Here is a 12,214-nt window from a genome sequence, read left to right on the forward strand (position 1 = left end):
AGTGGACTTGCAGCAATTGCGGCACGGAACACAACCGCGACACGAACGCCGCAAGGAACATTGCCCGCACGGGACTTCGTGCGCTAGAAGTAGGAATCTCCGGTCTTTAGGCCGGAGAGGAAGTCAAGAGCTTTCATTTGCGCAGGGCTTCTTGCTCGATTTGCTCACGTGGCATGTGGCGGACATCCGTTCCCTTGACGATATAGATGACGAGTTCCGCCAGATTCGTCGCGTGGTCACCGATGCGTTCTATGGCCGATGCGATGGCCAGGTAGTCGAGCGCGTCGGAGATGATACGAGGGTCCTCGGCCATGTACGTGACCAGCTTGCGCATGAATCCGCGGTATTGATCATCGATCGCATCGTCGTCGCGCAAGAGTTGGGCTGCGGCACTGGTATCGAGTCGGGCGAATGCGTCGAGGGCACGGCGAAGGATGGCCGCTGCCAACTGACCGGACAACAGTATTTCTGCGATGTTGATCTTCGTGCCGGCACCCTCCTGGGCAATACGGCGGGTCCGCTTCGCGACCTTGCGCGCTTCGTCGCCAGCGCGCTCGAGATTGGTGATGCCCTTTGAAATCGCCACCAGCAGACGCAGGTCCGACGCGGCGGGTTGGCGTCGCGCGATCACGTTGCAGCACTCGGCATCGATCTCGACTTCCATCGCATTGAGCCGATGCTCCTCGGCGATCACCTTCTCGACCAGGTTCAGGTCAAAGCGGTTCAGCGCCGTGATCGCATCATTCAATTGCGACTCGACGATGCCGCCCATCTCGAGAAATTTCGACGACAGATGCTGCAGCTCAGCGTCGAAGTGGCTTGAAATGTGTTTGTTTGGCATAGGGAACTCCCGTCGTCGAATCGACCGGTCAAGTCATCGTCGTTGTTGCTTCGGTGATCGCCCGCAGGAGGCAATCGCTCGCGCGTCCATGCTGCAGGAGGCGCTCAAGTAACGTGACCGCTGCATTGTGGGAGCTAACGTCAAGAGTGGTGTACGGGCTGCATCGTGACGGTCGATTTCAAGCGGCGAGTTTCTGCTGAACCGGTCGATCGTCTTGCACCGGTTCGCCGTCCTTGAAGGGGATGCCTTCGAGCAACAGCTTGATCTTTTCCGGGCCGTTGATACGGCGCCAGGTCTTCTCCGCCTCCTCGATCAGCTTGAATGCCAGACCGAGGAAGGTCGGCCGCGACACGCAATTACGCGTACGCGTCGTGCGATGACGTACCGTCGCGAACGTCGACTCGATCGCGTTGGTCGTGCGCAAATGCTGCCAGTGCTCGGCGGGGAAGTCGTAAAACGCCAACAGGCTCTCGCGATCCTTTTTCAGCGTCTCGGTTGCCTTCGGATATTTCGCTGCATGGATCGACACGAAACGATCGAAAGCGGCGTATGCGTCGGCGCGCGTGGCGGCCATCCAGATCGCCTGCATGTCGGCCTTCGCGCGTGCCTGTTGCGACTTGGGTAATGCATTGAGCACATTGCCCATCTTGTGGAACCAGCAGCGCTGGCCGCGCGTGGCCGGAAACACTTCCTCCAGCGCCGCCCAGAAGCCCATCGCGCCGTCGCCGACTGCCATCAGCGGACCAGCCTGCAGGCCCCGCACCTTCAGGTCGAGCAGCAGCTCCAGCCACGAGGCCTTCGTCTCCCGATACCCGTCGCCGATCGCCACGCGCTCTTTGCTCCCGTCCGGCTTCACGCCGATGATCACCAGCAGGCATTGGCCATCGGAGTTCTCGCTGCGCAGGCCGGTGTGAATGCCGTCAACCCACCAATAGACGTAGCACGACTTCGACAGGTCACGCCGGCTCCACGCCGCATGCTCTTCGGCCCACTGCGCCTTCAACCGGCTCACGACATTCGCCGACAAGCCCTTGGCGTCTTCGCCCAGCAGGACACGCAACGCTTCGCCCATATCACCCGTCGAGACGCCCTTCAGATACAGCCACGGCAGCGCCGCGCTTACACGGGGCGACTTCCTCACGTACGGCGGGACGATCGATGAATTGAACTTCACTCCCGATCCTGATCGATCGCGTACCTTCGGAACCCTCACCGGGATCGGCCCGGCCGCCGTCAACACCTCACGTTCGGGCAAGTAGCCGTTGCGTACCACGGCGCGTTGCCCGTGCAGCGTCTTCACGTTCGTGAACCGTTCAAGCAGCTCTGCCAGCTCCGCTTCGATCGCTTGCTGAATCACTTGTCGCGCCCCTTGACGGACCAATTCGTCCAGCCCGAGGCCGGCTCCCGATAGACCGACGACTGCTTTTTCCGTAAACTTGCTCATGGTGGATGGTTTTGTTGTTCGCTGGTTTCCGACTTCGACAATCAGATTCTCAGCTGAAACCTCCACCGCCTTCAATTTCCCGCCTCAACTCCCCCGTACACCACTTCCGACTTTAGCTCGCATTGTGGTCAGCAGAATGCGTCACAGTCTATCGCGACCAATATTCACGTCCGCGACACCGGCGGGGCACGGCTAGCTGGCGAACTCCCTGTGCGATTGACGCCTTATGCAGTGGCCTGTCGACGCTGAGTGGACTGTTTGGGTAACGGACTTCAGACGATTCGAGCTTCATGTGGTTTCACATGCCCGCTCAATCAGTGCGAATGAAAACGTTTCCGGGTTGGGGCATCCACCTACATGGCCACACCCCCGATTCAATTCTGAAAAGCTAGAATGCTTTCGCCAAACGAACATTGTGTTCGGACGAGAAATAGTCGGGGTTTTCCCGCTTGCCCTTGCCGCCCGCGTACCTTTCAGGCGGGCAAATGCAGGGTCTATGTCGAACCACACAAGGGAGCGTACGAATGACGGGTTTCACGCCGGATCAACTTGTTGCGTCAAGCGAGGCCACAGCGGCCGCCATGTTTGCGCTCGCGAATCATGCGTTCCAGGGTTGCGAGCAAATCATCCAGTTCAACCTGCAGGCGGCTCGACAGGCGCTTGCCGAAAGTGGCTCGTATTGGTCGGAAACGCTGTCGTACAAGGCTCCGGAGCAAGCCATCGCGCACCACACGAAGCTCTTTCAGTCGAGCGCGGAGAAAGCGCTGTCATATGGCGGTCAACTTGCCGCCATTGCGTCGAATACCCACGTGCAATGGTTGAAGATCGTCGGATCGCAAGTCGAATTGCATTCCCGCAACCTTCCGCGCTTCTAAGCGTGTTGCGAGGCACGCACCGACCCGCACGAATTGTTTCGACGCAAGGAGCCTATGCCGACGATGCTCAGTCCGCACGAACTCACCACGTTGATGATGGCGTGGAACGCCCCGGACCAGATTGAATCCCGCCGCGAAGAGCTTTTCACGTTATTGGAGCGCCAACTGATCGCCATCGATCCGCTGGCGTCGGACGATCGGCATATTCAGGTGACGGCCGAAGGTCATGCCGTCCTGAAAGCGGTCTCGCGCATTCGCTGAGCGAAGCGGGCAATTCGGCAAGTCCTGCGTGGCCTATTCAAGCAGGCGGGTCAGCGTGATAGTCGACCATCACTCCCAGACCTCGTGGGAGTCGCCCGTCGCAAGAACTGGACGCAATGACGGAGGCAACGATGGTGTCGACGGACACATGCTCATCGAGTCGGTTCAAGGGCAGTGAAGCGATGAGACGGTGGCCGCCGACAAAGGGAATCAACGAGTAGAAACCGGCAACACACTCGATGCCCGCACTGGCGGTTCAAATTTCTCCCAATGGCTTGTCGCAGGTTTTTTTTACCGACATGATCCGAAAACAATCAAGTATGGGAGGCGATATGCTGAATCGGGAAGATATGCCGGCCGGGCCGGCCGGGCCGGTCTGGGGTGTGCTTGCAGGTGTCTTATTGGTGGCTGCTGGAGTCGGCCTCGGAATCGCCTCAAAACTCGTGAGTGGTTCCGGCAAGTTCGACGAATCCTTGGCCATTAGCGCCACGATGTTTGGCGTACTCCTTGCCGTATACGCCGGTCATGAAATGACGCGCAAGAAGCGACACTGAACGGAGCCGGCACCACGCCGCTAATTCCGCGATGGCAGGTCGCACATCGAGACGCTCGGCAGCAGGTCATCAACGATGATCTGTCCTGCTGCGCGCCCCGCACTCAGTGCATCCAGACTTTCGGCAAACGGCTTCCCCCGATCGCCTGCCAGTCGAACAGGCGTCAAGAGTAGCGAAGACGTGTCGGCCATCCGGACCCGCACAACGGCAACGTATCCCCGACTGTTGCTCGTGGTCTGGGGGCAGGCGTCAGCGAGGCCGGTATCGGCTTCGCATCGCACCTCAATCGTGTAACCGTGATAGTCGTACGTGCTGTTCATCGGTGCTTCGACATGTTCGGGTTGACATTGCAGTCGGCTCATCCAATCGGGGTGTCCGATGGTGACGTTATTGGCTCGGAGCCCCATCTTCTGCGCTCACGAGCGAACGGTTGTACAGAAGCTCGACAATCTGCAGGGTGGGCACGCTGGTCGGAAGCGAATTCACCTCGAAATGTCCGAACCATCGACATCGCGTGATCTCCATGCCCGGTTGCGGTTTGGCGTGCACCGGGACGTCGGCCACAAACACGTGGTGCAGTTTCGTCAATCCTCCGATCTGAAAAACATAGGTCAATTCCAGCCCGATCAAACCCGTTTCTTCCCTGAGCTCGCGACAGGCTGCATCAACGGGCAATTCGTCAGACTTGATGGTGCCGCCCGGCAGTGCCCAGCGCGACGCGGTACGCGCTACGAGCAAGACTCTCTGCCCTTGACGGCAGACGACGGTGGCGCGCTCCTTGAGTTCGGGCATGCTTGATCGAGGGGACATGGCTCTGGTTACGTTGCGAGGGACAAAGGCCAAATTCGGGCCGGACGGATCGTACCTCACGCGTGGTGAATTACCACGTACCTGACGAATATCGTAGCGCAACGTAAGCTGGCTGACAGTTCGGCGCGACGACCGACCTGCCGCATCGGGTTTTCAATGCTGCGCTTGGCAGAACACGACGCGTCAACGGTATGCCGGCGGCCATCGACACCGGCTCCTGTTTCTTCTCACCTTCCGTTGCAGCAGGCAGAGGCGCTTGATGGTGCTTGAAGCGTCGCCACGCTTCGGCGACCTATCGCGGCCGTTATCCGGAAGATCAGACATCGCGTCAGGACAGCGGGATTGTGTTCGGCTAACGTTGCGTGGACGCCTTTGGCGCACGCCAACACCGGCTGCGTGCCCGCTGGCGCCCGATTCACAATCAACAATCGACAAGGAGATCCGGTAATGAAGAAGCTTCGTATGGTGACGTTGGCCGTGGCGGCGTCGGTCGGTATGGCGCTTGCACACGCGCCGGTCGCGTTCGCGCAGGATGGGGCGTCGGGCGCGTCGGGCGCGACGCCAGGCGCGACGTCGGCTTCGACGACTGCGCCGACCCAGAAGCAGCTCGATAAGGCGAAGCGCAAGGCCGAGCGCAAGGCGAAGCGCGCGAAGCACGCCGAGGACCTGCGCAAGATCGAGCACAGCGGCTATTCGCTGACGGGCGACAAGTCTGCCACCGGCAAGACGCCCGCCGGTGCAGCATCGGCGCCCGCCGGCGCGGCATCGGCGCCCGGCCAGTAACCCGCCACGGCCGGGCCCGCGCGCGGCGGCGCGATCGCCGCCGCCGTGCTGAACGCGCTTACGAAGCGAGCTTCTTCGCGAGTTCCGCGACGTGCTTGCCCTGGTAACGCGCGATTTCGAGTTCGTTCGCGCTCGGCTGGCGGCTGCCGTCCGCGCCGGCCAGCGTCGTCGCGCCGTACGGCGTGCCGCCCGTGATTTCGTTCATGTTGACGAGGCCGCTGCACGCATACGGCACGCCGACGATCACCATCCCGTGGTGCAGCAGCGTCGTATGGAACGACGTGATCGTCGTTTCCTGTCCGCCGTGCTGCGTGCCGGTCGACGCGAACACGCTGCCGATCTTGCCGACGAGCGCGCCCTTCATCCACAGTCCGCCCGTCTGGTCGAGGAACGTGCGCATCTGGCCGGCCATGTTGCCGAAGCGGGTCGGCGTGCCGAAGATGATCGCGTCATAGTTGGCCAGTTCGTCCGGCGTCGCGACCGGCGCGGCCTGGTCCAGCTTGATGCCGATCGATGCGGCCGCGTCGGCCGGGATGGTTTCCGGCACGCGCTTGAGCGTGACTTCAACGCCCGGCACCGCTTGCGCGCCTTCGACAATGTGTTGCGCCATCGTTTCGATGTGCCCGTACGACGAGTAATACAGAACCAGAACCTTGGCCATGATGCGATTTCTCCGTTGAAAAGGGCCCCGCATCGTTGCGGAGCCCGGTAATCCGGGGCGGGCCCGAGCCCACCCGAGCCTTTCCGAGCCTACTCGAGCCTTCCCGAACCTGCTGTCAGGCCCACTCGGCCGTTACTTCGATCGGACGCAGGTCGAACACCAGTATTTCGGCATCCTTGCCGTCCGCGAACGTCAGCGCCTGCTCGCTGCGCACCCGTGCGCCATCGCCTTCGCCGAGCGTCACGCCGTTGACCGCGACGCTGCCGCGCGCGACGTGCACATATGCGTAGCGGTTCGGCGCCAGTTCGAGCGTCGCGCGTTCGTCGCCGTCGAACAGGCCGGCGTAGATCCGCGTGTCCTGCCGGATCTTCAGCGAGCCTGCATCGCCATCGGGCGACACGACGAGCGTGAGCTTGCCGCGCTTGTCGTCCTCCGCGATGTTGGTCTGCTGATACCGCGGCTCCGCACCTTTCTCGCCCGGCCCGATCCAGATCTGCAGGAAGTGCACGGGCACTTCGCGCGAATGGTTGAACTCGCTGTGCCGCACGCCGGTGCCGGCGCTCATCAGCTGCACGTCGCCCGGCACGATCACCGAGCCGGTGCCCATCGAATCCTTGTGTTCGAGCGCGCCTTCGAGCACGTACGACAGGATCTCCATGTCGCGGTGCGGGTGCGTGCCGAAGCCTTGACCCTGCATCACGCGGTCGTCGTTGATCACGAGCAGGTCCGAAAAACCGACCTGCTTCGGGTCGTAGTAATTCGCAAACGAGAACGTATGACGGGAGCTGAGCCAGCCGTGCTCGGCACGGCCGCGTTGGTTTGCTGCACGGATCTCGATCATTTTGGTATGTCCTGTAAGTGGCCTCATCGCGGAAGTGCGCTTGGCCGTTCGTTGGGATCAACTTTAGGTCAATCGATTTGACAAATAAATGGCTAGGGAGATAATCACTGTCGCACATGGGTGGACAATCATCGGTGGACAACATATGGAACTTGGCGATCTCCGGATCTTTGTCGCGACGGTCGATGCGGGCAGCTTCACGGCGGCGGCCGACCAACTGATGCTGTCGAAGCAGTTCGTCAGCCGGCGGACGATGGCGCTCGAGGCGGCGCTCGGCGTGCGCCTGCTGCTGCGCAACACGCGCAACCTGGCCGTGACCGAATCGGGGCAGGAGTTCTATGCGCGTGCGCAGCGGATCCTCGCCGAGGTGGCCGACGCCGAGCAGGCGATGTCGGTACGCAGCACCGAGCTGCACGGTTCGCTGAAGATCAGCGCGCCGCTGTCGTTCGGGATCACGCACCTGTCGCCGCTGATCGCCGAGTTTCTTGCCGCGCATCCGGCCGTGCGGCTCAATCTCGACCTGACTGACCGGCGCGTCGACCTGATCGGCGAAGGCTTCGATCTCGTGCTGCGCATCGGCCCGCTCGAGGATTCGACGCTGGTCGCCCGTCCGCTTGGCGAGTGGCGGATGGTCGCGTGCTGCAGTCCCGGCTATCTGCGCGAGCGCGGCGCGCCGGCGACGCCGGCGGAGCTCGAGGAACATACCTGCCTGCTGTATGGCCGCGAGCGGCGGGTCGGCTGGGAGTTCCGGGTCGACGGCGCGCCGCGCACCTTCGACGTGCAGGGGCCGCTCGTCGCGAACAACGGCGAAGTCGTCCGCGATGCGGCGATCGCCGGGCTCGGCATCGCGCGGCTGCCGCACTTCATCGTCGGCCCGGCGCTCGGCACGGGCGCGCTCGTGCCGGTGCTCGACGCGTACGAGCCGCCGCCGCTGAGGCTCAATGCGGTGTTTCCGCAGCATCGGGAGGGGTTCGTCACGCTGCGCACGTTCGTCGCGTTCGTCGCGCAGCGGCTGGGGCAGGGCGGTGCTTCGGGCAGGCGGGCCGCGTCGGATGCGCGGTCGTAGGCGTTGGCCCGCGCGTGTGGTGCAAGCGGTGCGGCGAATGACCGGATATTCGCCGCAAGATATGCGGTGAATATCGGAGGGTGCGGTCAATGCGTGGCATAATCTCCGCATCATGAGCGGAGAATGGACATTCATTTGGGAAGCCGGCGACTGGCCCGCGTGGCGCTTCGACCTCGCGGCACTTGCCACGCCGCTCGCCGACGTCAGCCGCGCGCAAGGCCTGCTGGCCGGCCGACTGGCCGACGTCGGCATGTCGCTGCGGGACGAGGCCAGTCTGGCCGTCTTGACGGACGACGTCGTCAAGACCAGTGCGATCGAAGGCGAGCACCTGAACGTCGCATCGGTGCGCTCGACGATTGCCCGTCGACTCGGTGTCGACATTGGCGCGCTGGCTCCGGTCGACCGACATGTCGAAGGTGTGGTCGAGATGGTGCTGGACGCAACGGCGAATGCCGCCGCACCTGTTACCGAAGCGCGGCTGTTCGGCTGGCACGCGGCGCTTTTCCCGACCGGATATTCCGGAATGTCGAGGATTAGCGTCGGTGGCTGGCGTACGGATGCGAATGGCCCGATGCAGGTCGTGTCGGGGCCGATCGGGCGGCAGCGTGTCCACTTCGAAGCGCCGCCTGCGGCGCGACTTGCGAACGAAACCGGCGCGTTTCTCGCATGGCTCAACGCTGAGCCGACTGAACCCTTGTTGATCCGGGCGGGCCTGGCTCACCTCTGGTTCGTCACGCTCCATCCGTTCGATGACGGTAACGGCCGCATCGCGCGCGCGCTCGGCGATCTCGTGCTGGCGCGCGCCGACCGGAGCCCCCAGCGTTTCTATAGCCTGTCGGCGCAGATACAGCGCGAGCGCAACGCGTACTACGACATTCTGGAGCGCACGCAACGGGGCACGCTCGACGTGACGGCGTGGCTGGCCTGGTTTCTGGATGCGCTGCATCGGGCGATCGATCAGGCGCACACGACGCTCGATGCGGTATTGGCGAAGGCGCGCTTCTGGCAGCGCTTCGCGGGCGTCCCGATGAATGCACGTCAGGTCAAGGTGATCAATCGTCTGCTCGACGGCTTCGAGGGGAAGCTCACCACCACCAAATGGGCAGCGTTGACGAAATGCTCTCAAGACACCGCGCTGCGCGACATCACCGAGCTGGTGACGAATGGCGTATTGCGTCGTTCGTCCTCCGGTGGGCGCAGTACGAGCTACGAACTGATGCCAGTCGACGGATAGCGGTTTCGATCGAATTGCGTCGACGCGGTCGGCCGCCGTTCCGACCGTGCGCGATGATTTGAAGGACGCACATTGCGATGAATCGAAAAACCACGAGAAAGCACCTTCGCATCGCGGGCGCCGTCACGGTCGCGACGATCGCGTTGGGCATTGCCGGAATGATCTATGCATTGCCGTCCGCTGCCGCGGCGGCGTGCCCCGCGTGCTACGGCTTCCGACAGGCCGGCACCGACATCTATGTGCAGAAGCAGGTCGGCGAAGCCGAGCAGGCGGCCATCGTCGGGATGATCGGCGAGGCCCGCAGCCGGTTGACCGATTTCTGGGGGCCGCTCCAGGCTACGCCGCGCATCTTCGTTTGCTCGGACGAAGCGTGTTTCCGCCGGATGGGAGGCGGGCGGCGACGCGGGATGTCGCTGTACGACCGGGTCGCGGTGCTGTCCCCGCGTGGCGGCAATGTCGTCATCGCGGCTCACGAGCTGTCGATGAATGAGCTGCATCATCGTGTCGGGCCATGGGCGTTTGCCGCCGGCCGGATTCCGATCTGGTTCGATGAAGGGATCGCGATGGTGTCGTCGAACGACCTTCGATACCTGGCCCCCGCCGATCGCGCGAACCGGTGCCTGGTTGCCCCGCCCGCAGACCTGCCGGCCGGCATGTTCGACTGGAATCGAGCGGCGCTCACGGATTCGCATCTGTATGCGAAAGCGGCGTGTCGCACGAGCGAGTGGATGGCCGCGCATGGCGGCGCGCGAGCGGCGGTGGCCGTCGTCGATCAAGTCGCTGCCGGCGTGCCGTTCGAAGAGGCCGCACGGTAGTCGCGGCGGAATGATGCGTGATTGTGGTGACATCGTTGTCGTTCGAATCGACGCCGTCGGCGTGCGGAGATCGGACCGACACCGATTCGTGAATTCGTGTGGGCGTCCGAAATGGCCGGGATCGCGACGGCTTCGCGTATCGAGCCGGTATGTGACGAACAGCTGACGCGGCGACGCGAACGTTGTCGCCATCGGACAGGTGTCGGCCAGAAACGGTCAGTCGACATGAAACTCTGGATCGTGACAATGAGCGCCATGAATGAAACCGGCCTGCTCCAGTAGCAACAGGTGGTAGTCGATCTGCTCGGCGGTGTAGCCATCGACCTGCACCGCGGTTTCGTGACCGTCAATCGCCTTGAGTCCGGTCAATGGAACAGACAGCGCCTCAAGCCTGAGCATCAGCTCGCGGATCAGGTCCATCTCACGCTTCATTCTTGTTTTCCCCCTGAGTGGCCTGTAGCGCCTGGGCCTGTTCCAGCAGCTGCCCGATTTCCTCCGGTGTACGCGCCTCGACCTCGAGGTCGCCAACCTTCAGGCGCAGCTTGCGGCCGGCGCGGCCCTGCAGCCAGGCGACCGCCGCGCCCCCCAGCACGGGACCGATCACCTGCGCGAGTGGGATGACGAATTCGCCCACCAGACTTCCGCTGGCGCCGACGCTATCCATCGTGAAGGTGATCGCGCTGACCCGAATGACACCGTCGGCCCGCACCAGCTGGTAGAACTGTCTCAGTTCTCGGTCTGGTACCCGGGGCTGAAGGCGGCTTGGTCTTCCGTCGAGCGCACCAGGGTCAGGCGCAGGGTGGTAGCAGGGATCATGGCCTCTTCTCATTTGGAAAAAGGGTCTGATTTCAAGAGGCAAAAGACGCCGTTGCATTTAATGCACTTGTTGCATTTAATGTAGATGTCGGGTAGCCTTGCTTCCGCTTTGCGGAAGCAAGGCTTGACACATCGCATCACCGCATTATGAAAAAAGGGGGACCTACATGCGTACCGTAGACCGAATCCGCGAGGTGACGCCGCCACCGCTCACCAATGAAGAGCTGGAGATGGCACGCGTCGCGCAGCGCTGCATTATGGAAGCACTCGATCACTCCCGCGCTGCGGCCATCACCCTCACGACTGACACAGGCGAACATCCGTCGGTTGAGGTGCCGCCGCCGGCGTTGAAACTCATCGGCCAACTGCTCGGGGCAATGAGCGAAGGCCGCTCGATCACCCTCATGCCTGCAAACCGGGAATTCACCACGGTGGAGGCAGCCCATTTTCTGAACGTATCGCGGCCGTTCGTGATCAAGGAGATTGAAGAAGGCAGGTTGCCGCATCGGATGGTGGGTACACACCGACGGATCGCCTTTGACGACTTGGTGACATACGCCAACAAGATGCGCGAGAAACAGGCCTCCGCACTCGATCGCATGGCTGACAACGCTCGCGAATTGGGATTGGACTACTGAGATGGCGGGTAACGCACGTTACACAGCCCTGTTGGACGCGTGTGTCCTCTATCCGATCGCGATTGCCGACTCGTTGATGAGCCTGGCTACTGCGGGGCTTTCCGCCGCGAAATGGTCGACAAGAATTGAACAGGAATGGATTGCCGCGCTCGAAAATCGGCGAGCAGACCTGAAAGGCAGGCTCGAGTTTCGGCGAGACTGCATGCGTGCGGCGGTGCCGGACTGGGAGGTCCCGGAGACTGCCTGGGTACCGCTCGTTTCGGCGTACGAGCTTCCGGACCCGGACGACAGACATGTCCTCGCAGCCGCAGTTGCCGGACACGCGGACTGCATCGTGACCGCGAACCTTCGTGACTTCCCGTCCGAGATCGTCAGTGCGTACGGCATAGAGGTCGTTGATCCCGACCGGTTCATTATTAACCAGTGGGATCTCGACCCGGTTACTGCGCATGTCGTTATACAGAAGTGTCGGCGTCACCGTCATCGCGTAATAAGCGCATGGTTTCCGCGGCGATATGAACTTTCGTAAGTCCCTTCCAGATGGTCTCCGCGCCGGGTTCGCCGTCGCTCTTGCG

The 12,214-nt window shown here is 62.4% G+C and carries 18 protein-coding genes; 10 read left to right on the forward strand and 8 right to left on the reverse strand.

Annotated elements, in window-relative coordinates; genetic code table 11:
* Positions 1–110 (forward strand): zinc ribbon domain-containing protein (locus DID96_RS36645; RefSeq protein ID WP_148094528.1); only part of this gene is annotated, 110 nt, incomplete at its 5' end.
* Positions 111–133: 23 nt separating this feature from the next.
* Here DID96_RS36645 and phoU read toward each other — a convergent pair.
* Positions 134–841: a phosphate signaling complex protein PhoU gene (gene phoU / locus DID96_RS36650; RefSeq protein WP_124604078.1), complete on the reverse strand. Its 708-nt coding sequence runs from the start codon at positions 839–841 to the stop codon at positions 134–136.
* A 178-nt stretch (positions 842–1,019) separates the two neighbouring features.
* Entirely contained in the window at positions 1,020–2,285 is a 1,266-nt protein-coding gene (locus DID96_RS36655; protein ID WP_124604080.1) for an IS256 family transposase, read from the reverse strand.
* Between the two features lie 524 nt (positions 2,286–2,809).
* Here DID96_RS36655 and phaP point away from each other — a divergent pair.
* The 3 genes from phaP (at position 2,810) to DID96_RS39310 (ending at position 3,975) form a co-directional block, all read left to right on the forward strand.
* Entirely contained in the window at positions 2,810–3,160 is a 351-nt protein-coding gene (gene phaP, locus DID96_RS36660) for a TIGR01841 family phasin (protein ID WP_185732484.1), read from the forward strand.
* 63 nt (positions 3,161–3,223) lie between these two features.
* Positions 3,224–3,421 (forward strand): hypothetical protein, encoded by a 198-nt coding sequence (locus DID96_RS36665; protein ID WP_124604106.1) that lies wholly within the window; start codon positions 3,224–3,226, stop codon positions 3,419–3,421.
* 239 nt (positions 3,422–3,660) lie between these two features.
* A complete protein-coding gene (locus DID96_RS39310; RefSeq protein WP_260464157.1) occupies positions 3,661–3,975 on the forward strand; it encodes a hypothetical protein in 315 nt (104 codons plus the stop codon).
* Positions 3,976–3,995: 20 nt separating this feature from the next.
* On the opposite strand, the gene DID96_RS36675 is transcribed toward DID96_RS39310, so the two are convergent.
* Positions 3,996–4,295 (reverse strand): hydrogenase maturation factor, encoded by a 300-nt coding sequence (locus tag DID96_RS36675; RefSeq protein WP_124604084.1) that lies wholly within the window; start codon positions 4,293–4,295, stop codon positions 3,996–3,998.
* 67 nt (positions 4,296–4,362) lie between these two features.
* Entirely contained in the window at positions 4,363–4,767 is a 405-nt protein-coding gene (locus tag DID96_RS36680) for an NUDIX hydrolase (RefSeq protein WP_260464158.1), read from the reverse strand.
* Positions 4,768–5,232: 465 nt separating this feature from the next.
* Here DID96_RS36680 and DID96_RS36685 point away from each other — a divergent pair, with 465 nt between their 5' ends.
* Positions 5,233–5,568, forward strand: a complete 336-nt coding sequence (locus DID96_RS36685; RefSeq protein WP_124604088.1) for a hypothetical protein — start codon at positions 5,233–5,235, stop codon at positions 5,566–5,568.
* Between the two features lie 58 nt (positions 5,569–5,626).
* Here the strand turns inward: DID96_RS36685 and wrbA are convergent, their stop codons facing one another.
* Both wrbA and DID96_RS36695 read right to left on the reverse strand, forming a co-directional pair.
* Positions 5,627–6,229, reverse strand: a complete 603-nt coding sequence (wrbA, locus tag DID96_RS36690) for an NAD(P)H:quinone oxidoreductase (RefSeq protein ID WP_124604090.1) — start codon at positions 6,227–6,229, stop codon at positions 5,627–5,629.
* Positions 6,230–6,344: 115 nt separating this feature from the next.
* The gene (locus DID96_RS36695; protein WP_124604092.1) at positions 6,345–7,070 is read right to left on the reverse strand and encodes a pirin family protein; all 726 of its coding nucleotides are present in this window, start codon (positions 7,068–7,070) and stop codon (positions 6,345–6,347) included.
* A gap of 145 nt (positions 7,071–7,215) precedes the next feature.
* Between DID96_RS36695 and DID96_RS36700 the strand changes: the two genes are divergently transcribed.
* The 3 genes from DID96_RS36700 to DID96_RS36710 all read left to right on the forward strand — a co-directional run bounded on the left by DID96_RS36700 (position 7,216) and on the right by DID96_RS36710 (position 10,185).
* Entirely contained in the window at positions 7,216–8,136 is a 921-nt protein-coding gene (locus DID96_RS36700) for a LysR family transcriptional regulator (RefSeq protein ID WP_124604094.1), read from the forward strand.
* 112 nt (positions 8,137–8,248) lie between these two features.
* Positions 8,249–9,370: a Fic family protein gene (locus DID96_RS36705; RefSeq protein WP_221624636.1), complete on the forward strand. Its 1,122-nt coding sequence runs from the start codon at positions 8,249–8,251 to the stop codon at positions 9,368–9,370.
* Between the two features lie 77 nt (positions 9,371–9,447).
* Positions 9,448–10,185: a hypothetical protein gene (locus DID96_RS36710; protein WP_124604098.1), complete on the forward strand. Its 738-nt coding sequence runs from the start codon at positions 9,448–9,450 to the stop codon at positions 10,183–10,185.
* Positions 10,186–10,401: 216 nt separating this feature from the next.
* Here the strand turns inward: DID96_RS36710 and DID96_RS36715 are convergent, their stop codons facing one another.
* Together DID96_RS36715 and DID96_RS38590 are read right to left on the reverse strand one after the other, a co-directional pair.
* Positions 10,402–10,617 (reverse strand): DUF2513 domain-containing protein, encoded by a 216-nt coding sequence (locus DID96_RS36715; RefSeq protein ID WP_124604100.1) that lies wholly within the window; start codon positions 10,615–10,617, stop codon positions 10,402–10,404.
* Positions 10,607–10,819, reverse strand: coding sequence for a hypothetical protein (locus DID96_RS38590; protein ID WP_185732485.1), 213 nt, complete (start codon positions 10,817–10,819; stop codon positions 10,607–10,609). Before DID96_RS38590 ends, DID96_RS36715 begins: the two co-directional genes overlap by 11 nt.
* Before the next feature lie 349 nt (positions 10,820–11,168).
* Here DID96_RS38590 and DID96_RS36725 point away from each other — a divergent pair, with 349 nt between their 5' ends.
* Together DID96_RS36725 and DID96_RS36730 are read left to right on the forward strand one after the other, a co-directional pair.
* Positions 11,169–11,639 (forward strand): helix-turn-helix domain-containing protein, encoded by a 471-nt coding sequence (locus DID96_RS36725; protein ID WP_121863020.1) that lies wholly within the window; start codon positions 11,169–11,171, stop codon positions 11,637–11,639.
* Between the two features lies 1 nt (position 11,640).
* Complete coding sequence (locus DID96_RS36730) at positions 11,641–12,168, forward strand: PIN domain-containing protein (protein ID WP_124604104.1); 528 nt, start codon at positions 11,641–11,643, stop codon at positions 12,166–12,168.
* Positions 12,169–12,214 lie beyond the last annotated feature (46 nt).

The sequence above is a fragment of the Burkholderia sp. Bp8963 genome, assembly GCF_003854275.1.
Taxonomy (GTDB): Bacteria; Pseudomonadota; Gammaproteobacteria; order Burkholderiales; family Burkholderiaceae; genus Burkholderia.